Below are 22,503 nucleotides of genomic sequence, written 5' to 3'. Positions count from 1 at the left end.
CCCGACAGCCTGCGCAGCCAAACCATGCGACACACCAAACGGCTGGTGGCAGGCAACCCAACCCTTGAAGCACGTCAACTCCCCACATTTTCGGCCCGGGGGCGGTCAAAATCTGGCAAGCGGCAAGTCTCTAGACCACTCCCCCTCTCACGCGCAGATTTTTTCCCCTTTTTGAAAAAATGTTAATCAGCAAATGGAATCAGCAAACGGCTGTAGCCCTTGCCCCGCCTGGCCTAAGCCGAAGCTCCTGTTAATCGGATTTGTTAAAGCCGTTAACAAATCCGCCAACCATCTTTACCGGAGGGCGGCCAGATGGCTACTCGCTCACTAGGCACGCTGACCCTGGATTTGATCGCCCGGATCGGTGGGTTTCAACAAGGAATGAATCAGGCTTCAAGGTCGGTGGCCAGTACAGGCGCCGCCGCTGATGCCGCCTCTGCGCGTATCAACGCATTGCAGGGCCAGTTTCTATCGCTATCAAGTGTCGCCTCTCGGATCGCCGGCCCACTCGCGGCAGCATTCAGCGTCCACAGTGTTTACCAAGCCACCGAGGCGTACAGCACGCTAACGAACCGGCTGAAGCTGGTCACGAATGGCTCCGCTGAGCTTGCCGAGGCACAAAAGGCGGTATTCGACATCGCCCAAGCATCGGCCCAGCCTTTGACTTCCACGGCAGAGCTGTACCAGCGGATCGCCACTAACCAGGACGCGCTGAAGCTGTCCGGGAAGGAAGTGGCAGGCGTTGTCGGCACGGTCAGCAAGACGCTCGCAATTTCCGGCGCTTCTGCTGAGAGCGCGAACGCCGCACTTATCCAGCTTGGTCAGGCGTTCGCCTCTGGCGTTCTTCGTGGCGAGGAACTGAACTCCGTCATGGAGCAAGCCCCGGCGCTGGCCCAGGCAATCGCAGCTGGTATGGGCAAAACCGTTGGGCAGTTGCGCACAATGGGTGCTGCTGGGGAGCTTACTTCACAGGCGGTCGTTAAGGCGCTTCAAAAGCAGGCCGGCGCAGTGGATGACCTATTCGCCAAAACATCCACAACGATCGGGCGCAGTTTCACCGCCATCAGCAACTCAATGACGCGGTTTGTCGGTGAGCTGGACCAAGCTACTGGTGCAAGCTCGAAAGTCGCGGCTGAATTTGTGGGCTTGTCGAAGGCCATAGATAACAGCCTTCCGACGGCCATGAATGCGGTGACTAAAAACTCAGAAATGCTCTCACAGGCTCTAACCACAGGGCTTTACGTCGCGCTGGGGCGAGTGGCTGGCGGGTATGCGGCCCTACTGCCAATGTGGGTGGCGAGCAAAGTAGCGGCCTCCGAAGAGGCGAGGGCAACTCTCGTCTCGGCAGCCGCCGCCACAAGAAAGGCCGAAGTAGATTTGGTTTCAGCCAAAAATGCCGTCCAGCTGGCGGCGCTGAACAGGCGCCTGGCTGTAACCGCCACTGAGGTCACGATTGCAGAAAATGCCTTGAGCGCTGCGAAGGCTAAGGCTCTGGTGCTGACTGAGCGGCTAACTGTTGCAAGGGGCGCAGAATCAGCGGCCAACCTTCTAGTCGCAAGCACCTCAACGGCAGCGGGCGTTGCTACCGGGCTCGCCACGAGGGCTGTCACGGCATTAGCTGGCGCCGCCCGAGGCCTTCTGGCGCTGATGGGGGGGCCGGTCGGTCTCATATTTATCGCCGGAGCGGCGGCTCTCTCATTCGTCGACTTCAGCAGCAAATCAAAAAGGCTGATGGGCGACCTCGGCAGCCTTGGCCAGTCAGTTGACCAGGTTCGCACCGAATTCAAAAAGCTCAACGAGGACCAGCAGCGCGCCCAGGTGAACACCTGGAAGGACAAGCAACTTGGGGCGGCACTCGCCGTAAAAGAGGCATACAGCGATCTGAAAACCTCGATCAAGGGCGCAATGGTCGACGTTTCTGATGTTCGCTCACCCAGCTACACGAAGCAGCTTCAAGGATTCGAAGAAGTAGCGGCCAAGCTCGATGCAGCCAAGGCCGCCGGCCAATCTCTAAGCCCTATCCTGCGCGAAGCAGCGGAAAGCGGGAAGATTGATCCCGAAAAGCTGAAAGCTTGGGAAAATCAGGCCGGTGTAGTCAGCGACAACATATTGGTTGCAAACCAAATCAACGAAAGGCTTGGCCTCCAGACAGAGCTCTTGGGCCAGAACACCGGCGCAACCGTCGCCAACAATCAAGCCAAATCAGGCTTCACAGCAACCGGGGAAAAATACCTCAAGACGCTGCAAACACAACTTGGCCAGCTGCAGGACAACAACGACGCAGTAAAAGAGGCCAGTCGTTATATAGCTGAGCATACCGATCTTTCGGAAGCCGATAAGACCGCAATCATGTCGGTGGCCTACGCCAAAAAAGCGCAGGAGGAGGCGAACAAGGCGGCAACAGCGGCAACGAAAAACAATACCTCGGCTATCAAGGCAAACCTCAAAACCTTTGAGGACGCCCAGGAAAACTACAAGCGCCAGATCGCGCTGATCGACGAAACGTCAGGGAAAAAGCAGAAGGCGACCGAAGTTGAGAAGCTGGCGTTTGAAATCGCCAGCGGCAACTACGCGAAACTCAGCGAGCAGCGGAAGTCGGAGCTTTCCGGCCTGGCCGCCGAGCTGGACGCCAAAAAGGCTTTGGTCAAGGCCAATGAGGATGCCGCCAAGCTCTCCGCGCTGAAGTTCAACCTCGACGAGAGTAACCAGTCGGCCAAGGATGGGTTTGACCAGGAACTGGCCGGCGCCGGGCAAGGCGATAAGTACAAGGCCCGGCTCAAGGAGATGCTGTCCATCGACCAGGACTTCAACAAGCAGCGTCGGGAGATGTACAAGCAGTATGAAGCCGCATCCCTGGCTAAAGACCCGGATGCCAAGGCAAATTATGACAAGCAGACTGCCGCCCTGGATGAGGCGCTTGCTGAGCGTCTGGTCATTCAGCAGGACCATTACAACCAGCTCGACGAGGCTCAATCGGAATGGATGGATGGTGTCAGCAACGCCTGGCAAAACTACGTCAACGCCGCTCAGGACTATTCATCGCAAGCGGCTGAGGCAACATCGTCTGTTCTGAATGGTGCCAAGAGCGGACTCAGCACTTTCCTCTCTGATGTGGCCAGTGGCGCCGAGGATGCGGGTGATGCGCTGGGCGATCTGGTCTCAAACTTTGCCAAGTCGACATTGCAGGCGCTGTCTGACATGGCCGCCCAATGGCTGGTCTACCAGGCGGTGCAGATGCTGGTGGGCAAGACCACCCAGGCGAGTGCGGTGCCGACGCTGGTGGCCAATGCCCAGGCAACGGCCTTCCAGGCAAGCCTCGCAGCGTTCGCCTCGACAGCAGCGATTCCTATCGTGGGGCCGGCCGCTGCACCTGCAGCTGCCGCAGCAGCCGCTGCTGCCACCGCACCAATGGTTGCCGGGGTCTCATCCGCAGCACTGGCCGGTATGGCGCATGACGGTATGGGTAACATTCCGAAGGAAGGCACGTGGCTTCTCGACGGCGGTGAGCGGGTTGTGGCGCCGGCCCAGAACAAGGACTTGACCAATTTCCTTGCCCGCCAATCAGCGGCGACCGAAAGCGTAGGCGCCGCCGGCGGTGGTGGGGTCACCATCCATACCGAGGTCAATGTCCAGGCTCAGCCAGGGTCAACCGCTGCTGACGCCCAGGCGACTGGCAGTGCCGTCAGCGGGATGGTGGAACAGACAGTCCGCCGGGTGCTACAACAGGAAATGGGCCAAGGTGGCGTACTCTGGAGGCGTGTGTGATGGATTTGGAAGATCGACGACAACTTGCTGAGGAGCTGGTGAGCGTGATCAGCAAGCGGCTATCCGGGGAACTGTGCACGGGCACCGGCAAGCAAATGAGGGAGCGAATGCTGGAGATGTCCACGCTCTTGTCCAGGGTAACCGCCGTGGTGATGCACGAAGGCCCAGCAGACGGCGAACTGCTGTCACGCATTCAGCGGTATGAGGCAGAGATGGTGCAGTCTTCAGCTAGAGCGCCGGCGCCACTGATGGTGGTGAAGTAGCTGGCGCTGGTAGCCTGCTGGTACGGGCCTCTGCTGCTGGCGTAGAAAACCACTCAGAAGCCCGTTTTATATGGTGTCCCAGGGCCGGTTCGAACGGCCAACCTTCCCCTTAGGAGGGGGATGCTCTATCCAATTGAGCTACTGGGACGAATACTGCCGTCAGCGCAAAAAGCCTGCCAAGCGATGATCGGCGAGCATGTTAACGGCCAGGGCTGATTTTGTCATGTCGTCCGCAGGCTTTTTGATTGTAGGCAGATACTTTTGTGGCATTGCAACCGCAACCCGACCTCCCGTCACCACGCATCGGTCGTGCAAATTGCACTGCCTTCATAATGCCATGCTTGCAAACTGCAAGCTTAAGCGACCGAATCTAAAGCTAACTAATTGATTTTACTGGAATAAAACATTGGCACGGCATCTGCAATGATTCTATTACAAAAACCAATTGATCCAAGCATCCACGGAGTAGACCACCATGAACAGCGCCCTTCTGCTAGGCCTTAACACAGTGGCATTGACTGCCTTGGTGATGCTCCAATTCCAATCGCCTACCGAAGACACTGCGCAAATCAGCCAAGCGACCCCGCATTACCTTCAACAGCAACAACGCCCTCAACTCGCAGTGATGAACGCCACTTCGCAGTCACCTGTCAGATTGGCCCAGGACGCACAAGGCGCGCCTGCCTCCGAACACTGGGTTTTCTGAGAACACCGCTCATGTCCAAGCTTGCCTGGCTTCTACTTTGCCTCACTTTCGCCGCCACACTGCTCGGCCTGGCCTCAACGGCCCAGGATGATCAAACCACCGCCTTTATCGCCAGCGCCGTGTTTGGCAGCCTGCTGCTCCTGACGCTCATCGTAGGCCGTCGAATCAAATTCGACCCTATCCTGCGCTGATGCCCCTACCTTATGTCGCCTGACATTAGCAAATAAGCAAACTGCCACTAGTCTTAAGATTGCGGGCAAAAGGCCACATTCCTTACGGTGTGCGCCCTTTGACTCGGATGTGGGACAGTCATGGGCGAAGATCGGCCACCCTCCGCTGATTGCGAAAAGTTTTCTAACCAGTCCGCAAAAACGCAAATCAGTGCTGGCATAAAGCCTGTAGGCAGTTCAATATTTGTCACAGAATTGACGCCAATGAAATGTCAAATCTGAGGCATGATGCGGCCTCTTTGCAATTCGGGTTGAACTTTGGTCGTGAGCCTTGTCTTAACACTCATCTTGCGGCCAATTCCAAAAACCGCTCCCCTGAACTAACCGGTTAAATATATGCGCCCATTGAAACAGGCAATTTATTCCAGCCGTACGGCTGACAAGTTCGTCGTACGTCTGCCAGACGGAATGCGGGAACGCATTGCCGAGGTGGCTCGCAATCATCACCGCAGCATGAACTCCGAAATCATCGCACGCCTGGAACAGAGCCTTATTCAGGAAGGTGCCTTGGGTGAAGAGTTGAGCATGCGCCTGGACAGCCCCGAGCTGTCACTGCACGAACGCGAACTGCTGCAGCGTTTTCGTCAGCTCTCCCATCGCCAGCAAAATGCTCTGGTCTCGCTGATCGCACACGACGTCGAGGCAGCCGCCGAAGCCAATTGATTGACACCAGAAAGCCGAAGCCAGCCATGTGCTGGCTTTTTTTTGCGCGAAATTTGGAAAGGCATGATGTGAACAGGGGGGCAGATTTGCCCCCGCCGGAAGGAATCAGAGCAGGAAGATGGTCGCCAGCCCCAGGAAGATAAAGAAGCCACCACTGTCAGTCATCGCCGTGATCATCACACTGGCCCCCATCGCCGGATCACGCCCAAGACGTGCCAAAGTCATAGGAATCAGAACACCCATGAGCGCCGCCAGCAGAAGGTTTAGAGTCATCGCAGCGGTCATGACCACACCCAGGGACCAACTGTCGTACAGCAGGTAGGCGACGATACCAATCACCCCACCCCAGACGACGCCATTGATCAGCGCCACCGCGAGCTCTTTGCGCATCAGGCGTGAGGTGTTGCCGGTATTAACCTGGTCAAGGGCCATGGCACGCACAATCATGGTAATGGTCTGGTTGCCGGAGTTACCGCCGATACCCGCTACGATCGGCATCAGCGCCGCCAGCGCCACCAGTTTTTCGATGGAACCCTCGAACAGGCCGATAACTCGCGAGGCGATAAACGCAGTGATCAAGTTGACCGCCAACCAGGCCCAACGGTTACGCAGCGAGCGCCATACCGAGGCAAATATATCTTCCTCTTCACGCAGGCCCGCCATGTTGAGGACTTCTGTTTCGCTTTCCTCACGAATCAGGTCGACCATCTCATCGATAGTCAGACGACCAATCAGTTTCCCGTTCTTGTCGACAACCGGCGCGGAGATCAAGTCATAACGCTCAAACGCTTGGGCGGCATCATAAGCATCCTCATCCGGATGGAAGCTCACCGGATCACTGGCCATTACGTCTGCGACTTTCTTTTCTGGATCGTTGACCAGCAGACGCTTGATCGGCAGTACGCCCTTGAGTATCCCTTCGTAGTCGACCACAAACAATTTGTCGGTATGACCTGGCAGCTCCTTGAGGCGGCGCAGGTAACGCAGCACCACCTCCAGGCTGACGTCTTCACGGATGGTGACCATCTCGAAGTCCATCAGCGCGCCAACCTGATCCTCGTCGTAAGACAGCGCCGAACGCACGCGCTCGCGCTGCTGCGAGTCGAGCGCCTCCATTAACTCATGGACGACGTCACGGGGCAGCTCAGGGGCCAGGTCGGCAAGTTCGTCCGCATCCATCTCCCGGGCAGCAGCCAGGAGCTCATGATCGTCCATGTCGGCGATCAGGGTTTCACGAACGGAATCAGAGACTTCTAGAAGGATATCGCCGTCGCGATCAGCCTTGACCAACTGCCAAAGGGTCAGTCGATCATCCAGTGGCAGGGCTTCGAGAATGTAAGCAACGTCGGCGGAGTGCAGATCATCGAGCTTGCGTTGCAACTCGACCAGGTTCTGCCGGTGAACCAGGTTTTCAACGCGATCATGATTCGGGCCTTCCTGGCGGTGCGTTAGGTCTTCGACCACGCGCTGGCGCTGCAGCAGCTCAATCACTTGAGCCAGGCGATCCTGCAGGCTTTCTTGTGTTTTCTTTACTTCTACTTCGGTCATAGGCGAACTCCACTCCCAGCAGCGGGGCACGCCGGAAGGATCAATCAGTCAATTCATGATTGGTAAAACGGGGTACTGAGTAACTACTGGGTAAGTCCATGGAGGTATTCCACAAGCCCCGGCGGAGCTGACGGGCGCATGATACACCGCCCGGAAGTTTTAAACGTTAAAAAACTGGAAAGAACAAGTGCTTGCGCGTCAAAGCTCACCCTTGGCTAACATCCATGAACTGCGACGCCACAGACGGGAGGGAAAACACATGGGCAGGAGAAAAAGATTGAATCGAGGGATAAAACCTACACAAACCCCAGACGGCAAAAAGCCCGCACTAGGCGGGCTTTTTGTTTGTATGGTGCACTCGACAGGATTCGAACCTGTGACCGCTCGGTTCGTAGCCGAGTACTCTATCCAGCTGAGCTACGAGTGCAGATTGTGTTTTTAGACCAGATCACAACTGGTTTAAACCGAGCCACCTGCATTACTGCAGCTGACTCTTAAATGGTGCACTCGACAGGATTCGAACCTGTGACCGCTCGGTTCGTAGCCGAGTACTCTATCCAGCTGAGCTACGAGTGCATTTGTTGCCGCGCATTATAGGCCGTTCAATCTCTATGTAAAGCTATTTTTTCGAGTATTTTCAACAACTTACCGAAAAAACCAGATTGCAACGTACTAAGCAAATAATGGCGGAGAACGGGGGATTCGAACCCCCGACACCCTTTTGAGGTGTACTCCCTTAGCAGGGGAGCGCCTTCGGCCACTCGGCCAGCTCTCCGCAACACGGGGCGTATATTAACCACGTTCTTCCCCGTTTGCAAACATAAAAAACGATAAAAATTAAAGGCTTGGTTCTTCGTCCTTCTCTTTCTTGATCCGCAGGTAGATTTCCTCGCGGTGGACCGCTACCTCTTTCGGAGCGTTAACCCCGATACGTACTTGATTGCCTTTGACGCCGAGCACGGTCACGGTGATTTCGCCATCACCGATAATCAGGCTTTCTGCGCAACGACGAGTCAGAATCAGCATGCCTTTCTCCTCACGCATTTCAGTTCAGGAACAACAGTCTGCAAAAAAAAGGCATTCGACCTACAACCGAAAGGCCATAGCCCTACCTGCCTAAGTATTGTCGAGCCCACGCAAAAGAGCATGCGCCCCACAAAAAAATGAAAGGCGCGGTAAAACCGCGCCTTCCTGGCTACTCATCACTCGCCCTGTCGGGCCGGTGCGTCCAGCTCAAAAGCGGTGTGCAGCGCACGCACAGCCAGCTCAAGGTATTTCTCTTCGATCACTACAGACACCTTGATCTCCGACGTGGAGATCATCTGGATATTGATGCTTTCCTTGGCCAACGCCTCGAACATGCGACTGGCAACGCCAGCATGGGAACGCATGCCCACGCCCACGATCGACACTTTGGCGATCTTGGTATCACCCACCACCTCACGGGCGCCAATCTCGCTCGCGGTGTTCTGCAGGATCCGCTCCGCCGCATCGTACTCGTTGCGGTGCACGGTGAAGGTGAAATCGGTGGTGTTATCGTGCGAAACGTTCTGCACGATCATGTCGACTTCGATGTTCGCGCCGCTGATAGGGCCGAGAATCTTGAAAGCCACGCCCGGAGTGTCTGGCACGCCACGGATCGTCAGCTTGGCTTCATCGCGATTGAAAGCAATGCCGGAAATGATCGGCTGTTCCATGGATTCCTCTTCATCAATAGTAATGAGGGTGCCCGGCCCCTCCTTGAAGCTGTGCAATACGCGCAGCGGGACGTTGTACTTGCCGGCGAACTCTACCGCACGAATCTGCAACACCTTGGAACCCAGGCTGGCCATTTCCAGCATTTCTTCAAAGGTAATCTTGTCCAGGCGCTGGGCCACAGGCACAACCCGCGGGTCAGTGGTGTAGACGCCATCCACATCGGTATAGATCTGGCATTCGTCAGCCTTGAGCGCTGCCGCCAGCGCCACACCCGTGGTGTCCGAACCGCCACGGCCAAGGGTAGTGATGTTGCCTTGCTCGTCCACGCCCTGGAAACCCGCTACAACTACCACGCGCCCTGCTTTCAGATCAGTACGAATTTTCTGATCGTCAATCTGCAGAATACGCGCCTTGGTATGCGCGCTGTCCGTAAGAATGCGTACCTGGCTACCAGTGTAGGACACCGCAGGCACGCCACGTTTGTTCAGCGCCATGGCCAACAGCCCAATGGTTACCTGTTCGCCCGTGGACACAATCACATCCAGCTCACGCGGCAGCGGCTGTTGATCCCCGCTGATGGCCTTGGCCAGTTCGATCAGGCGATTGGTCTCGCCACTCATGGCCGACAGCACCACCACCAGGTCATCGCCGGCATCGCGGAACTTCTTAACCTTGTCGGCGACCTGCTCGATTCTTTCGACAGAACCAACCGAGGTGCCTCCAAATTTCTGTACGATCAAAGCCATTTCCAAGCCGCCTCAGCCCGTAAAGGGGCGCCTAATATCCAATCCACCCGCACTGAACAAGCCCGTGACGACACCACGGGCCGATTAACAGCGCCTTAAATACCTGCCTCGACAAACGGCACGGCCAGGGCCAGGGCCACGTCCAGGGCCGCAGCGTCTACACCACCGCCTTGGGCCATGTCCGGACGACCACCGCCCTTGCCGCCCACTGCCGCAGCGGCTTGCTTCATCAAATCACCGGCTTTGAGTTGGCCAGTCAGGTCCTTGGTTACACCGGCAACCAGAACGACCTTATCCTCATGGACACTGCCGAGCAGGATCACTGCGCGGCCGAGCTTGTTCTTCAACTGATCGACCAGGGCCAACAGCGCCTTGCCGTCCTGACCGTCCAGGCGCGCCGCCAGGACTTTTACATCCTTGACGTCCACGGCCGAGGCCGACAGGTCGTCGCCCGCAGCACTGGCCGCCTTGGCCTGCAACTGCTCCAGCTGTTTCTCCAGCGCACGGTTGCGCTCCAGCACGGCGGACAGCTTGTCGATCAGGTTGTCGCGGCTGCCCTTGACCAGGGTGGCCGCTTCCTTGAGTTGTTCTTCAGCCGCATTGAGATAGGCCAGGGCCGCAGCACCGGTGACCGCTTCAATACGACGTACACCGGACGCCACGCCGCCTTCGCTGACAATTTTCAGCAGGGCAATATCGCCGGTACGGTTGGCGTGTATACCGCCACACAGCTCCACCGAGAAGTCGCCCCCCATGCTCAGTACGCGCACGCTGTCGCCGTACTTCTCGCCGAACAGCGCCATGGCGCCCTTGGCTTTGGCAGTCTCGATATCGGTCTCTTCGGTTTGCACCGCGGTGTTCTTGCGAATCTCAGCGTTGACGATGTCTTCCAGGGCCTTGATCTGCTCAGGCTTGATCGCTTCAAAGTGACTGAAGTCGAAACGCAGGCGCTGGCTGTCGACCAACGAGCCCTTCTGCTGGACGTGTTCGCCCAACACCTGGCGCAGTGCCGCGTGCAGCAAGTGGGTGGCCGAATGGTTCAGCGAGGTGGCGTGGCGCACGTCGGCGTCCACTTGGGTTTCCACTGGCGAACCGACGGTCAGGCTGCCCGACGCCAATACACCGTGGTGCAGGAACGCACCGCCGGTCTTGGTGGTGTCACGCACGTCGAAACGACCGGAGTTCGCCTTGAGAAAACCACAGTCGCCGATCTGGCCACCGGACTCGGCATAGAACGGCGTCTGGTCCAGTACCACCACGCCATCGTCGCCTTCATTCAAGACGTCGACGGACTGACCGTCCTTATACAGTGCAACCACCTTGGCCGAACCACTGGTGGCCTTGTAGCCAGTGAATTCGGTGGCCACATCGACCTTGACCAGGCTGTTGTAATCCATGCCGAAAGAGCTGGCGGAACGCGCACGCACCCGCTGGGCTTGCATCTCGCGCTCGAAACCTTCCTCGTCGAGGGTCAGGTTACGCTCACGGGCGATGTCGCCGGTCAGGTCCATCGGGAAACCATAGGTGTCATAGAGCTTGAACACTACGTCGCCTGGCACCACGGTGCCTTGCAGGTTGGCGAGGTCCTGCTCGAGAATTTTCAAGCCCTGTTCCAGGGTCTTGGCGAACTGCTCTTCTTCGGCCTTGAGCACGCGCTCGATGTGCGCCTGGTTCTGCTTGAGTTCCGGGAAGGCTTCGCCCATCTCGGCGACCAGGGCCGCCACGATCTGGTAGAAGAAGCTGCCATTGGCGCCCAGCTTGTTACCGTGACGACAGGCGCGACGGATGATGCGACGCAGCACGTAGCCACGGCCTTCGTTGGACGGCAGTACGCCGTCGGCAATCAGGAAGCCGCAGGAACGGATGTGGTCAGCCACCACTTTCAGCGACGCCTGGTCTTCATTGGCGCAGCCGATGGCCTTGGCCGCGGCAGCCAGCAGGCTCTGGAACAGGTCGATTTCATAATTGGAGTGCACGTGCTGCATCACCGCACTGATCCGCTCCAGGCCCATGCCAGTGTCTACCGACGGCGCCGGCAGCGGATGCAACACGCCATCGGCGGTGCGGTTGAACTGCATGAACACGTTGTTCCAGATTTCGATGTAGCGATCGCCGTCTTCTTCCGGCGATCCCGGTGGGCCGCCCCAGATGTCGGCGCCGTGATCGTAGAAGATCTCGGTGCAGGGGCCGCATGGGCCGGTGTCACCCATGGTCCAGAAGTTGTCGGACGCGTACGGTGCGCCTTTGTTGTCGCCGATACGCACCATGCGCTCAGGCGGCACACCGACTTGCTTGGTCCAGATGTCGTAGGCCTCGTCGTCAGTGGCGTAGACGGTGACCCAGAGTTTTTCCTTCGGCAGCTTCAATACGCCGGTCAGGAAGGTCCAGGCGAAGTTGATCGCGTCCTGCTTGAAATAATCGCCAAAGCTGAAGTTGCCGAGCATTTCGAAAAAGGTGTGGTGACGGGCGGTGTAGCCGACATTTTCCAGGTCGTTGTGCTTACCACCGGCGCGTACGCACTTCTGACTGCTGACTGCGCGGGTATAGGCGCGTTTTTCCTGGCCCAGGAAACAGTCCTTGAACTGGTTCATCCCCGCGTTAGTGAACAGCAGGGTTGGGTCATTGCTTGGGATCAATGAGCTGGAGGCTACACGGGTGTGGCCTTGCTCTTCGAAGAAGCGAAGGAAGGCTTCACGGATTTCTGCGCTTTTCATTAGGTTCTTCCACGGAGGCTGCGGCCAAAGGCCAGTGCGCAACATCATCAGACGGAGCGACGGCAAAGGGCCGCATTATATCGGCCCTTTGCCGGTGGTACAGCGTGTTTATGTGATAGAAACACTCAATTAGACGGCGTGCACTGTCATTTTCGCGAAAACTCGACGAATGCCTGCACGACTTGCTCGGTCTGTGCCCGACTGACGTCCAGGTGCGTGACCATGCGCAACCGTGGCGCAGCACTCAACTTGACCCCACGCTCGGCAGCAAAGGCTTTCAGGGCCTGGGCCTGGTCACCGACCTGCACATACACCATGTTGGTCTGCACCGGCTCCACGGTGTAGCCGGCCTTGCGCAGCTCATCCCCCAGCCATTGCGCGTTGGCATGGTCATCAGCCAGGCGCTGCACCTGATGATCCAGGGCATACAGCCCCGCCGCCGCCAGGGAGCCGGCCTGGCGCATGCCACCGCCAACCATCTTGCGCAGCCGCCGCGCCTTGGCGATCAGCGCCGTAGAGCCGCACAACACCGAGCCGACCGGCGCACCGAGGCCCTTGGACAGGCACACCGACACCGAATCGAAATGCTCGGCGATCTTGCGCGCATCGACTCCCAGCTTGACCGCAGCGTTGTAGATCCGCGCACCGTCCAGGTGCAAGGCCAAGCCGTGCTCACGAGTGAAGGCGCGGGCTTTGGCCAGGTACTCCAACGGCAGCACCTTGCCCTGCATGGTGTTTTCCAGCGCCAGCAGGCGCGTGCGGGCAAAGTGGAAGTCGTCGGGCTTAATGGCTGCGAGCACATGGTCCAGATCGAGCGAGCCGTCAGCCTGCACTTCCAGGGGCTGTGGCTGGATCGAACCAAGCACCGCTGCACCGCCGCCTTCGTATTTGTAAGTGTGGGCCTGCTGGCCGACGATGTATTCCTCGCCGCGCTCACAGTGAGCCATCAACGCCAGCAGGTTGCTCATGGTGCCGGTGGGCACGAACAGCGCAGCGGAAAACCCCAGACGCTTGGCCAACTCGGCCTCCAGGCGGTTGACGCTGGGGTCCTCACCATAGACATCATCACCGCTGACGGCACTGGCCATCGCGTCAAGCATGCCGGGGGTGGGTTGGGTCACGGTGTCGCTGCGCAGGTCGATCACGGTCATGAAGGGGGGCCTCAGATGGAATGGATAAATCCTTTTGTGAGTGATTACTGCGGGCAAAGCCGCGGAATATCAAGCCCCGCCTGTATTCAATCGAATACCAACCAAACAAACCGATATAGGTTATCGATACGGCAATCGTGCAGTTTTTGAAAAACCATGTTAAAAACTCTCCGCCGCCAGGATTCTGGCGGCAACGTTCTCAGGGCGGGGTGCAATTCCCCACCGGCGGTAATTGCACGCAATGTGCATAGCCCGCGAGCGCTTGGCGCCTCGAACTGCTCACGCGGGACGGCGACAAGGTCAGCAGACCCGGTGTGATCCCGGGGCCGACGGTCATAGTCCGGATGAAGAGAGAACGGGATTGGCACCTAAGGGCCGCGCACTGACCTCATGCCTGCATGACGCCGTTGTTCGTACCCTTAAATCCCATTCGATTCATAACGCCCTGTTTTTTTCTTAAACAGGAGTCAGAACATGCAACCCACCGCAATCGACAGCAAAAGCAAAAACCATCACGGTGAGCGCGTCGCGTTTATCCAGGCCTGCTGGCACAAGGATATTGTCGATCAATCGCGCAAAGGTTTCCTCGCCGAAATGATCGCCCAGGGCTACCAGGAATCGGACATCGATTTCTTTGAAGTCGGCGGCGCCTTTGAACTGCCCCTGCACGCCAAGCTGCTGGCCAAGACCGGCCGTTACGCCGGCATCGTTGCCGCCGCCCTGGTGGTGGATGGCGGCATTTATCGTCACGAATTCGTCGCACAGTCGGTGGTCAGCGGGCTGATGCAGGTACAACTGGAAACCGAAGTGCCGGTGTTCTCGGTGTCCCTGACGCCGCATCACTTCCACGCGGGCAGCGAGCACACCACATTCTTCTATGAGCACTTCGTGCATAAGGGCCAGGAAGCTGCGCGTACGTGCGCCGATACCCTGCACAAAGTACGGGCGATCCGTCGTAGTGAGCCGCGGGCTGTAGCGGTATAAGCAACACTGCAAAGACAATGTGGGAGGGGGCTTGAACCCGATAACAGAGTGTCAGTCAGCTCATCTGTAACTGATACACCGTCATCGGGAGCAAGCCCCCTCCCACATTTGGATCCAGTTGGGCTTAAGATTTAAGCCAACCCAGCATCCGTGGCAGGCACGATAAGAATCCCGGCGCGCAGACCATTCTTCACCTTAGGGTTGGGGAAGATGATGCGGGCGCCCTCCTCCTCGATCACCCAGCGGGTCTTGGCCACGTCTTCGGCCAGCAGGTAGCCCTTTTCCAATTCCGAAAAGTTTTCCACATCTGCGGGCAGATGCATCAGGAAGGCGTCGCTGTGCTTGATCACTTCCCGCGCAACGGCGAAGAGTTGCAGGCCGTCCAGGCTGCCGGTCTCAGGCTCGTTGCCCTCGATGATCTGCTTCAGACGCGCTTCCAGGCGCGACACGTCCACACCGTCGTTCTGTCCGAACGGCCGCGCCTTGCCCAACTCCAGGGTGAACGCCTCGGCACCGAGTTGCTCGTAGGTAAACGCGGTGAAGGTAATCGAGGTTTTGTTCTGCAGCAGCACCGCCTGCATACCGGCCGCGTTGAGGCGCTCCAGCTCACGGCGCGAATGCTGTCGGTCTTCCTTCCACGGGTACAACGCGAACTGCTCGATCTTCGAACCACGAATCGCGGTGTGCAGGTCGTAATGCAGGCGCGAGCGGCCAGGTAGGCTGAAGAAGCTGCGGGCCCGTTGCTCAAGTTCGGCGGCGCGCATGGCCTCAGGGCCAATGTTGCTTTCATGTCGGCCGTTGAACAGCCGGTTGATGTCCAGTTCGAGATAACGCTCGCCGCGGCGCATGGCCTCGGGGTTACCGAACAGGAACAGAATACGGGTACGGGGCTTGATCTCCCCGCGGGCAATGCCATGCAACAGGCGGTCGAGCAACTCGATCGGCGCGGTCTCGTTGCCATGGATGCCGGACGACAGCAGCAGGTCGCTGCCATTGTCACGCGCCTCAGGTGGGCGCACTTCAAGCGCGCCCTCACTGAGCCAGCGCATCTGCACGCCGTCGACAGTCAGTTGAATTTTTTGCGCCGGTTCACGACCGGCGAGGGTCAGTTCAAGCAGTTTGCCGAGGGCGAGCATAAGCAGCTTCCTTAGTGGTTGCAGCCAGGACCATGGACGTGATCGTCATCATCACCCTCAACGTCGGCCGGTTCCATTTCCAGTTGCAGGCTCATCAGGTTGGTAGCCAATGGGCGCATCAGCAGATTGGCGTATTCGGCGTCGCCCTCTTCCACATCCACACCGATCAGCAGTTGGCCGCGACCGTCGTGCTGGATCCAGATCTCCTTGCCCTGCCACACCACGGCAACGCGAGTGCAGGACGTTTCCAGCTGGGTGCCGTCAGTGTCTTCAAGGATCAGTTTCAGGGTGTCGGTGGTCATAAATAGTTCTCAGCCGTACGGCGTTAATTGATCTGGAAAGGATAAACCGAGCCCAGTTTAAGGATTTGCGTCAGTTCATCCAGTGCCGTCCGGCACTCAAGCAGCAACTGCGGATCAGCCAGGTCGGTTTCGCGCAGGCTGTCGCGGTAGTGTTTGTCGACCCATTGGGCCAGCGTGTCGTACAACGACGCCGTCATGATAACGCCTGGATTCACCGCTGCCAGCTCGGTTTCGTTCAATGCCACGCGCAGACGCAGGCATGCCGGCCCACCACCGTTCTGCATGCTTTGCTTGAGGTCGAAGACCTTGACCTCGCGGATCAGCCCTCCGGAGGCGGTCAAGCCCTGCAGGTATTGCCACACGCGCTCGTTGGCGCGGCACTCTTCCGGCACAATCAACAGCATCGAACCGTCAGGGCGGGTCAGCAACTGGCTGTTGAACAGGTAGGAGCGCACCGCGTCCTCGACACTGACCTGGGCACGGGGCACGCAGACGGACTGGAAGTTGCCGCCCAGCTTGCCCAACTTGGCTTGCAGCTCGGCGAGCATCTGTTCGGTGTTGAGGAACGCATCTTCGTGGTAGAACAGCATCTCGCCGTTACCCACCGCGATGACATCGTTGTGGAACACGCCGGCATCGATCACCGCCGGGTTCTGCTGGGCGTAGACCACCCCGTCATCCTTCAGGCCGTGCAGGCGCGCGACCGCCTGGGACGCTTCAAGGGTCTGGCGCGCCGGGTACTTCTGCGGGGCCGGGTAACGGGTGTCGAACGCGCTGCGGCCAAACACGAAAAACTCAACGCCGGCCTCGCCGTATTCACGGCAGAAACGTGTGTGGTTGGCCGCGCCCTCATCGCCGAACTGCGCCACCGCCGGCAAGGCGGCGTGGTGAGCGAAGTGTTTCTGATCGGCGAACATCGCCCCCAGTACGCGGCTGGTGGTGGGGTGTTCGATGCTGCGGTGGTACTTGCAGTTGAGGTTCGCGGCGGTGAAATGCACGCGGCCATCTGCCGTGTCGGCGCTCGGGCTGACGGTTGCGGCGTTGGCCACCCACATGCTGGATGCCGAGCAACTGGCCACCAGCAACGGCATCGCGTGCTTGGCCGCTTGCTGGATCACCTGGGCGTCGCTGCCGCTGAAACCGAGTTTGCGCAAGGCGGCTACGTCCGGGCGTTCCTGAGGCGCCAACACACCTTGCACAAAGCCCATGTCCATCAGGGCTTTCATTTTCTGCAAACCCTGCAACGCCGCTTCCTTCGGATTGGAAGATTGTTGGCTGTTGCTCTGGGACGCGACGTTGCCGTAGGACAACCCGCCGTAGTTATGGGTCGGCCCCACTAGACCGTCAAAATTGACTTCATAGGATTTCATCGGCGAGGCTCCACGAACATCTGTTTTTATAGGCATCAAATTACTTAAACACACCACTGAACCGGTGTGGGAGGGGGCTTGCTCCCGATAGCGGCAGCTCAGTCACCTGATTCATCAACTGATAGATAGCTATCGGGAGCAAGCCCCCTCCCACATTTAGATCAGTGTAATGCCAGGGGTTAGCGTGGCTGGAACCACCAGACTTGGAGTCTCCAGCGACGCCACCGGGTACGCGCAATAATCGGCCGCGTAATATGCACTGGCGCGATGGTTGCCCGACGCACCTACCCCGCCAAATGGTGCCGTGCTGGCGGCGCCGGTCAGTTGCTTGTTCCAGTTGACGATGCCGGCACGGCTTTCCAGCCAGAACTGCTGGTAACGCGCTTCGGAATCCGACAACAAACCAGCGGCCAAGCCGTATTGAGTGTTGTTGGCCTCGGCGATCGCCGCGGCAAAATCAGCGTAGCGGATCACCTGCAACAGCGGGCCAAACAGTTCTTCGTCTTCGCGCTCGGTCACGCCAGTCACGTCGATAATGCCTGGGGTCAGCAGAGCCGCTTGATCCTGTGGCTGGGTCATCTCCAGCAGCGCCACGGCGCCATTGGCCAGCATCAGTTCCTGCGCTTCCATCAGCGCTTTGGCCGCCGCAAGGGAAATGACCGAGCCCATGAAGGGTGCCGGTTGCTGGTCGAATGCGCCCACTTCAATGGTCGCGCTGACCGCCACCAGCCGCGCCAGCAACGCATCGCCCCAGGCACCTTCCGGCACCAGCAAGCGACGGGCGCAGGTGCAACGCTGGCCCGCCGAGATGAACGCCGACTGGATGATGGTGTAGACCGCCGCATCCACATCGGCCACTTCGTCCACGACCAGCGGGTTATTACCGCCCATTTCCAGGGCCAGGATCTTGTCCGGGCGCCCAGAGAACTGCTGGTGCAGGTGATTGCCGGTGCGGCTGGAGCCAGTGAAGAACAGGCCGTCGATGCCAGGATTGGCCGCCAGGGCGATGCCGGTTTCCCGCGCGCCTTGCAGCAAATTCAGCACGCCCGCCGGCAAGCCGGCTTCGACCCAGCATTGTACGGTCAGCTCGGCGACCTTCGGGGTCAGCTCGCTCGGCTTGAACAGCACGGTATTGCCCGCCAGCAACGCCGGGACAATATGGCCGTTGGGCAAGTGCCCGGGAAAATTGTAAGGGCCAAACACCGCCACCACGCCGTGAGGCTTGTGGCGCAACACGGCGGTGGCGTCGCCCAGCGGGCCGCTCTTCTCGCCGGTACGTTCGCGGTAGCTCTGTACCGAGATCGCGATCTTGTTGGCCATGCTGGTAACTTCAGTCGCCGACTCCCACAGCGGCTTGCCGGTTTCCTCGCCGATACAACGGGCGATTTCATCGGCGCGGCTTTTAAGCGTGGCGGCGAACCTTTCCAGCACACTGATGCGTTCTTCCAGCGGGCGCCTGGCCCAGGCCGGGAATGCCTGGCGCGCGGCCTGCACGGCGGACTCGACCTGTTCGACGGTGGCGCCATTGCCGGCCCACAGCACCTGCTGGGTCACCGGGTTGCGCGATTCAAACAGTTCACCCTGGCCGGCCAGCCAGCTACCTGCGATATACAACGAATTCATTATTTCGACTCCCGAGCAGCGGACAACGGAACAGCACGCACTTGATCCCCCACCACCAGTTGCAGACGCTTGGCGGTCTGCGGATCGACCACCAGGGTGCCTGCGGCCAGGCGAGCTGGAGCGGCGGTAATACGACACTCTTCACGCTTGCGGTTATGAATCAGGAACGGCGTGGCATCGTCCCCCGGCGTGCCGATGGCCAATACCAGTGACTGGCTGTCGCGCACCGCGCGGATTTTGCTGGTCTCACACTCCACCGCCGGGCCGGCGTCAAAAATGTCGACATAGCCCTGGTAGCTGAAGCCTTCGCTCTTGAGCATGCTCAGCGCCGGTTCGGTGTCCGGATGCACCTTACCGATCACATTGCGCGCATCCTCGGAAAGAAAGCAGCTGTACAACGGAAACTTCGGCATCAGCTCGGCGATAAACGCTTTGTTGCCCACGCCAGTGAGGTAGTCGGCCTGGCTGAACTCCATCTTGAAGAAGTGCCGGCCCAGGCTTTCCCAGAACGGCGAGCGCCCGGCGTCGTTGGACACACCGCGCATCTCGGCAATGATCTTGTTGCCGAACAACTGCGGGAACTCCGCAATAAACAACATGCGCGCCTTGGCCAGCATGCGACCGTTGAGGCCATTGCGGTAATCGGCGTGCAGGAACAACGAGCACAATTCGGAATTGCCGGTGAGGTCGTTGGCCAGGAACAGCGTCGGAATCTCACGGTAGATATTCAGTTCCTGGGACGCGCTGACGGTCAACCCGACCCGGAAGTTGTACCAGGGTTCACGCAGGCCAACGGCACCCGCAATGGCGGAAATTCCCACCACGCGGCCTTCGTCGTTTTCCAGCACGAACAGGTAGTCGGCATCGCCGCGCCCGGCTTCGCCGCGAAAGGTTTTTTCCGCCCAGCCAACCCGGTGGGTCAGGCGCTCTTCGTTGGCCGGCAAGGTGGTGAGGCCGGTGCCGGTGCTGCGCGCCAGATCAATCAGGGCCGGTAAATCGCTGCTGCGTACGGGACGAACGATCATGCTATCTCCTCGAACGGGTCGCTTTACAGCCACCCGCGAAACTCTGTTTATACCGGCGCTTAAACTGCAACCAGGCGCACACTCGCGCCTTCGCCGACGCCCAGGGCTTCAGCGGTTGCAAGGTCCAGGATCACCGGTTTGCCCGGCGCGTAATCCAGTTCCAACATCACCGCACGGTAGTCCTGCAACTGCGCGTTGCTTACCAGGTACTGGCGGCCGACGCCCTTGATCATCTCGCCGACTTTCACCGGCACCACGCGGCTCTGGGCAATCGAGCGAATGCCCGAAACCTTTGCATGCAAGGTCGGGCCACCGTCAAAGATGTCGATGTAGTGATCGGTCTCGAAGCCTTCACGCATGAGGATATCGAAGGTGATCTGTGCACGCGGGTGCACCTGGCCCATGGCTTCCTGCGCTGCGTCCGGCAGCAGCGGCACGTAGATTGGGTAATGGGGCATCAGCTCGGCGAGGAAGGTACGGCTTTTCAGCCCGCACAGGCGCTCGGCGGCGGCATAGTTGAGGTCGAAGAAGTTGCGCCCAATGGCGTCCCAGAACGGCGAATCACCGTTCTCGTCGCTGTAGCCGACAATCTCGGTCACCACCGAGTCGGCAAAGCGCTCGGGATGGCTGGCGACAAACAACAGGCGACCACGGGAATTGAGCTCCGACCACGGCGAACCGACCAGTTCCGGCACGACGTAGAAACTGGTGAGCAGGCTATTGCCGGTAAGGTCGTGGCACTGGGAAAGCACGTGGATTTTGTTGTGGATCTTCAGCTCGCGGGAGGCGTGCACGAAGGTTTCGTTACGGAAACTGTAGAACGGCTCGGAGTAACCCGCCGAGGCGACGATCGCCGAACAGCCGGCGAGCTTGCCGGTCTCGGTATCTTCAAGCACGAAGAAATAACTCTCTTCACCGTTGAAGCTTACCTCGGCCGCGAAGGAGGCTTCGCTGGCGGCGATCTTGTCGCTCAGGCGTTCCACATCATCGGGCAAGGAGGTGACACCAATCGGGCTGTCCGCAGCCAGACGCTGTACCTCGCCCAGATCAGCCATTTGCGCGGGGCGCATCACCAGCATGGTGTCACTCCTTAACTCGAAAAACTCATAGAAAAAAATACCGGACAGGCCTGAAAACAACACCTATCCCCATGTAGGGCTAATTTCAATGTGGGAGGGGGCTTGGCCCCGATAGCAGTGTGTCAGTTGATGAATCCAGTGACTGATCCACCGCTATCGGGGGCAAGCCCCCTCCCACATTTGATCCGATCAAGCCAATCAGGCTTGCGTCAATGCTTTTACAGCACGTTCAAAACGGTCCAGGCCTTCGTTGATGTCCGCCTCTTCCACCACCAGGCTCGGCGCAAAACGCACCACGTCCGGGCCGGCTTGCAGAATCATCAGGTTCTCTTTCTCGGCGGCGTTGAACACGTCCTTGGCCTTGCCCTTGAACGCATCGCTGAGTACACAACCGATCAACAGGCCCATGCCGCGAACCTCGGTGAAGATGCCGTACTGCTTGCCGATCTGCTCCAGGCGCGCCTTGAACAGGTCGTGTTTGGCGTTGACGCCAGCCAGCACCTCGGGGGTGTTGATCACGTCGATCACCGCTTCGGCCACCGCGCATGCCAGCGGGTTGCCGCCGTAGGTGGTGCCGTGGGTGCCGACCACCAGGTGCTTGGCCAGGTCTTCACGGGTAAGCATGGCCGCAATCGGGAAACCGCCGCCCAAGCTCTTGGCGCTGGTGAGGATGTCCGGCACCACGCCGTAGTGCTGGTAGGCAAACAGGTGGCCGCTGCGGCCCATGCCGGTCTGCACTTCGTCGAACACCAGCAATGCATTGTTGGCGTCGCACAGCTGACGAGCGCCTTGCAGGTAGGCCAACTCGGCCGGCAGTACACCGCCCTCGCCCTGGATCGGCTCCAGCACCACGGCGCAGGTCTTGTCCGACACGGCGGCTTTCAACGCAGCCAGGTCGTTATAAGGAACGTGGGTGATCCCGGTAATTTTGGGCCCGAAGCCGTCAGAGTACTTCGACTGACCGCCGACGTTGACGGTGAACAGGGTACGGCCGTGGAAGCTGTTCAGCGCGGCGATGATCTCGTACTTTTCAGTGCCGAAACGGTCGAACGCCACGCGACGTGCCAGCTTGAACGCGGCCTCGTTGGCCTCGGCGCCGGAGTTGCAGAAGAACACACGTTCGGCAAAGGTGGCGTCGATCAGCTTATGCGCCAGGCGCAGGGCCGGCTCATTGGTGAACACGTTGGAGACATGCCACAGCTTGTTGGCCTGTTCGGTCAGTGCCCCGACCAGCGCCGGGTGGGCGTGGCCCAATACGTTAACCGCGATGCCGCCGGCAAAGTCGATCAGCTCGCGACCGGCCTGGTCCCAAACGCGTGAACCTGCGCCACGCACGGGGATGAAGGCAGCAGGTGCATAGTTGGGCACCATGACCTGGTCGAAATCGGCACGTTGCACCGGGGCTTGCTCAACGGACATCGGAGTCTCCTGAAGAGGAACGCCTGCCTGGAACTGGCGGGCGATGCAGGGATTGTAAGGACAGTTTTCAGCGCCACCTTG

General features: G+C 59.0%; 18 protein-coding genes, 4 tRNA genes and 1 riboswitch. Of the genes, 6 read left to right on the top strand and 16 right to left on the bottom strand.

Annotation, left to right across the window (positions count from 1 at the left end; translation table 11 throughout):
* The first annotated feature begins 312 nt into the window (after positions 1-312).
* Positions 313-3,765, top strand: coding sequence for a tape measure protein (locus tag BLU48_RS02530; RefSeq protein WP_057023903.1), 3,453 nt, complete (start codon positions 313-315; stop codon positions 3,763-3,765).
* Positions 3,765-4,028, top strand: coding sequence for a hypothetical protein (locus BLU48_RS02525; RefSeq protein ID WP_057023902.1), 264 nt, complete (start codon positions 3,765-3,767; stop codon positions 4,026-4,028). The genes BLU48_RS02530 and BLU48_RS02525 overlap by 1 nt, the downstream gene beginning before the upstream one ends.
* 71 nt (positions 4,029-4,099) lie before the next feature.
* Here the strand turns inward: BLU48_RS02525 and BLU48_RS02520 are convergent.
* Positions 4,100-4,176: transfer RNA gene (locus BLU48_RS02520), tRNA-Arg, on the bottom strand.
* 327 nt (positions 4,177-4,503) lie between these two features.
* Here BLU48_RS02520 and BLU48_RS02515 point away from each other — a divergent pair.
* From BLU48_RS02515 to BLU48_RS02505, 3 genes are all read left to right on the top strand, one after another.
* A complete protein-coding gene (locus BLU48_RS02515; protein WP_057023901.1) occupies positions 4,504-4,734 on the top strand; it encodes a hypothetical protein in 231 nt (76 codons plus the stop codon).
* 11 nt (positions 4,735-4,745) lie between these two features.
* Positions 4,746-4,925: a PA3371 family protein gene (locus BLU48_RS02510; protein WP_057023900.1), complete on the top strand. Its 180-nt coding sequence runs from the start codon at positions 4,746-4,748 to the stop codon at positions 4,923-4,925.
* A gap of 375 nt (positions 4,926-5,300) precedes the next feature.
* Positions 5,301-5,627 carry an Arc family DNA-binding protein gene (locus BLU48_RS02505; RefSeq protein WP_003193592.1) on the top strand — a complete coding sequence of 109 codons (327 nt, stop codon included), beginning with the start codon at positions 5,301-5,303 and terminating at the stop codon, positions 5,625-5,627.
* 105 nt (positions 5,628-5,732) lie between these two features.
* Here the strand turns inward: BLU48_RS02505 and mgtE are convergent, their stop codons facing one another.
* From mgtE to ltaE, 8 genes are all read right to left on the bottom strand, one after another.
* The gene (gene mgtE, locus BLU48_RS02500) at positions 5,733-7,175 is read right to left on the bottom strand and encodes a magnesium transporter (RefSeq protein WP_043050354.1); all 1,443 of its coding nucleotides are present in this window, start codon (positions 7,173-7,175) and stop codon (positions 5,733-5,735) included.
* A 350-nt stretch (positions 7,176-7,525) separates the two neighbouring features.
* Positions 7,526-7,602 (bottom strand) — tRNA-Arg (locus BLU48_RS02495).
* A gap of 72 nt (positions 7,603-7,674) precedes the next feature.
* A tRNA-Arg gene (locus BLU48_RS02490) sits at positions 7,675-7,751 on the bottom strand.
* A gap of 108 nt (positions 7,752-7,859) precedes the next feature.
* Positions 7,860-7,950: transfer RNA gene (locus BLU48_RS02485), tRNA-Ser, on the bottom strand.
* 62 nt (positions 7,951-8,012) lie between these two features.
* Positions 8,013-8,201: a carbon storage regulator CsrA gene (gene csrA, locus BLU48_RS02480; RefSeq protein ID WP_003175645.1), complete on the bottom strand. Its 189-nt coding sequence runs from the start codon at positions 8,199-8,201 to the stop codon at positions 8,013-8,015.
* 176 nt (positions 8,202-8,377) lie between these two features.
* On the bottom strand, positions 8,378-9,619 hold the full coding sequence (locus tag BLU48_RS02475; protein ID WP_057013601.1) for an aspartate kinase: 1,242 nt from the start codon (positions 9,617-9,619) through the stop codon (positions 8,378-8,380).
* 95 nt (positions 9,620-9,714) lie between these two features.
* A complete protein-coding gene (gene alaS, locus BLU48_RS02470) occupies positions 9,715-12,333 on the bottom strand; it encodes an alanine--tRNA ligase (protein ID WP_057023899.1) in 2,619 nt (872 codons plus the stop codon).
* 146 nt (positions 12,334-12,479) lie between these two features.
* Positions 12,480-13,484, bottom strand: coding sequence for a low-specificity L-threonine aldolase (ltaE, locus tag BLU48_RS02465; protein WP_057023898.1), 1,005 nt, complete (start codon positions 13,482-13,484; stop codon positions 12,480-12,482).
* A 191-nt stretch (positions 13,485-13,675) separates the two neighbouring features.
* Positions 13,676-13,845, top strand: a riboswitch (FMN riboswitch).
* Positions 13,846-13,958: 113 nt separating this feature from the next.
* Between ltaE and BLU48_RS02460 the strand changes: the two genes are divergently transcribed.
* Positions 13,959-14,468, top strand: a complete 510-nt coding sequence (locus tag BLU48_RS02460) for a 6,7-dimethyl-8-ribityllumazine synthase (protein WP_032879834.1) — start codon at positions 13,959-13,961, stop codon at positions 14,466-14,468.
* Positions 14,469-14,599: 131 nt separating this feature from the next.
* Here the strand turns inward: BLU48_RS02460 and astE are convergent, their stop codons facing one another.
* From astE to BLU48_RS02425, 7 genes are all read right to left on the bottom strand, one after another.
* Entirely contained in the window at positions 14,600-15,604 is a 1,005-nt protein-coding gene (astE, locus tag BLU48_RS02455) for a succinylglutamate desuccinylase (RefSeq protein WP_057023897.1), read from the bottom strand.
* 11 nt (positions 15,605-15,615) lie between these two features.
* Positions 15,616-15,906: a hypothetical protein gene (locus tag BLU48_RS02450; RefSeq protein ID WP_003214319.1), complete on the bottom strand. Its 291-nt coding sequence runs from the start codon at positions 15,904-15,906 to the stop codon at positions 15,616-15,618.
* 23 nt (positions 15,907-15,929) lie between these two features.
* On the bottom strand, positions 15,930-17,276 hold the full coding sequence (gene astB / locus BLU48_RS02445) for an N-succinylarginine dihydrolase (RefSeq protein ID WP_057023896.1): 1,347 nt from the start codon (positions 17,274-17,276) through the stop codon (positions 15,930-15,932).
* A 156-nt stretch (positions 17,277-17,432) separates the two neighbouring features.
* Complete coding sequence (astD, locus tag BLU48_RS02440) at positions 17,433-18,902, bottom strand: succinylglutamate-semialdehyde dehydrogenase (RefSeq protein ID WP_164484857.1); 1,470 nt, start codon at positions 18,900-18,902, stop codon at positions 17,433-17,435.
* Positions 18,899-19,924 carry an arginine N-succinyltransferase gene (gene astA, locus BLU48_RS02435; protein ID WP_005790626.1) on the bottom strand — a complete coding sequence of 342 codons (1,026 nt, stop codon included), beginning with the start codon at positions 19,922-19,924 and terminating at the stop codon, positions 18,899-18,901. Before astA ends, astD begins: the two co-directional genes overlap by 4 nt.
* Positions 19,925-19,983: 59 nt before the next feature.
* Positions 19,984-21,003: an arginine/ornithine succinyltransferase subunit alpha gene (aruF, locus tag BLU48_RS02430; protein ID WP_043050346.1), complete on the bottom strand. Its 1,020-nt coding sequence runs from the start codon at positions 21,001-21,003 to the stop codon at positions 19,984-19,986.
* Between the two features lie 198 nt (positions 21,004-21,201).
* Positions 21,202-22,422 carry an aspartate aminotransferase family protein gene (locus tag BLU48_RS02425; RefSeq protein WP_057023894.1) on the bottom strand — a complete coding sequence of 407 codons (1,221 nt, stop codon included), beginning with the start codon at positions 22,420-22,422 and terminating at the stop codon, positions 21,202-21,204.
* Positions 22,423-22,503 lie beyond the last annotated feature (81 nt).

This window comes from Pseudomonas synxantha (assembly GCF_900105675.1).
In the GTDB taxonomy this organism is placed as follows: domain Bacteria; phylum Pseudomonadota; class Gammaproteobacteria; order Pseudomonadales; family Pseudomonadaceae; genus Aquipseudomonas; species Aquipseudomonas synxantha.
This window is presented reverse-complemented; position numbering and strand designations above follow the sequence as displayed.

Coding starts and splice junctions, on each gene's coding strand:
- csrA (WP_003175645.1), bottom strand. CDS start 8,201: ATGCTGATTCTGACTCGTCGTTGCGCAGAAAGCCTGATTATCGGTGAT.
- astA (WP_005790626.1), bottom strand. CDS start 19,924: ATGATCGTTCGTCCCGTACGCAGCAGCGATTTACCGGCCCTGATTGAT.
- BLU48_RS02505 (WP_003193592.1), top strand. CDS start 5,301: ATGCGCCCATTGAAACAGGCAATTTATTCCAGCCGTACGGCTGACAAG.
- BLU48_RS02515 (WP_057023901.1), top strand. CDS start 4,504: ATGAACAGCGCCCTTCTGCTAGGCCTTAACACAGTGGCATTGACTGCC.
- BLU48_RS02450 (WP_003214319.1), bottom strand. CDS start 15,906: ATGACCACCGACACCCTGAAACTGATCCTTGAAGACACTGACGGCACC.
- aruF (WP_043050346.1), bottom strand. CDS start 21,003: ATGCTGGTGATGCGCCCCGCGCAAATGGCTGATCTGGGCGAGGTACAG.
- BLU48_RS02525 (WP_057023902.1), top strand. CDS start 3,765: ATGGATTTGGAAGATCGACGACAACTTGCTGAGGAGCTGGTGAGCGTG.
- mgtE (WP_043050354.1), bottom strand. CDS start 7,175: ATGACCGAAGTAGAAGTAAAGAAAACACAAGAAAGCCTGCAGGATCGC.
- astE (WP_057023897.1), bottom strand. CDS start 15,604: ATGCTCGCCCTCGGCAAACTGCTTGAACTGACCCTCGCCGGTCGTGAA.
- alaS (WP_057023899.1), bottom strand. CDS start 12,333: ATGAAAAGCGCAGAAATCCGTGAAGCCTTCCTTCGCTTCTTCGAAGAG.
- BLU48_RS02460 (WP_032879834.1), top strand. CDS start 13,959: ATGCAACCCACCGCAATCGACAGCAAAAGCAAAAACCATCACGGTGAG.
- BLU48_RS02530 (WP_057023903.1), top strand. CDS start 313: ATGGCTACTCGCTCACTAGGCACGCTGACCCTGGATTTGATCGCCCGG.
- ltaE (WP_057023898.1), bottom strand. CDS start 13,484: ATGACCGTGATCGACCTGCGCAGCGACACCGTGACCCAACCCACCCCC.
- BLU48_RS02425 (WP_057023894.1), bottom strand. CDS start 22,422: ATGTCCGTTGAGCAAGCCCCGGTGCAACGTGCCGATTTCGACCAGGTC.
- BLU48_RS02475 (WP_057013601.1), bottom strand. CDS start 9,619: ATGGCTTTGATCGTACAGAAATTTGGAGGCACCTCGGTTGGTTCTGTC.
- BLU48_RS02510 (WP_057023900.1), top strand. CDS start 4,746: ATGTCCAAGCTTGCCTGGCTTCTACTTTGCCTCACTTTCGCCGCCACA.
- astB (WP_057023896.1), bottom strand. CDS start 17,276: ATGAAATCCTATGAAGTCAATTTTGACGGTCTAGTGGGGCCGACCCAT.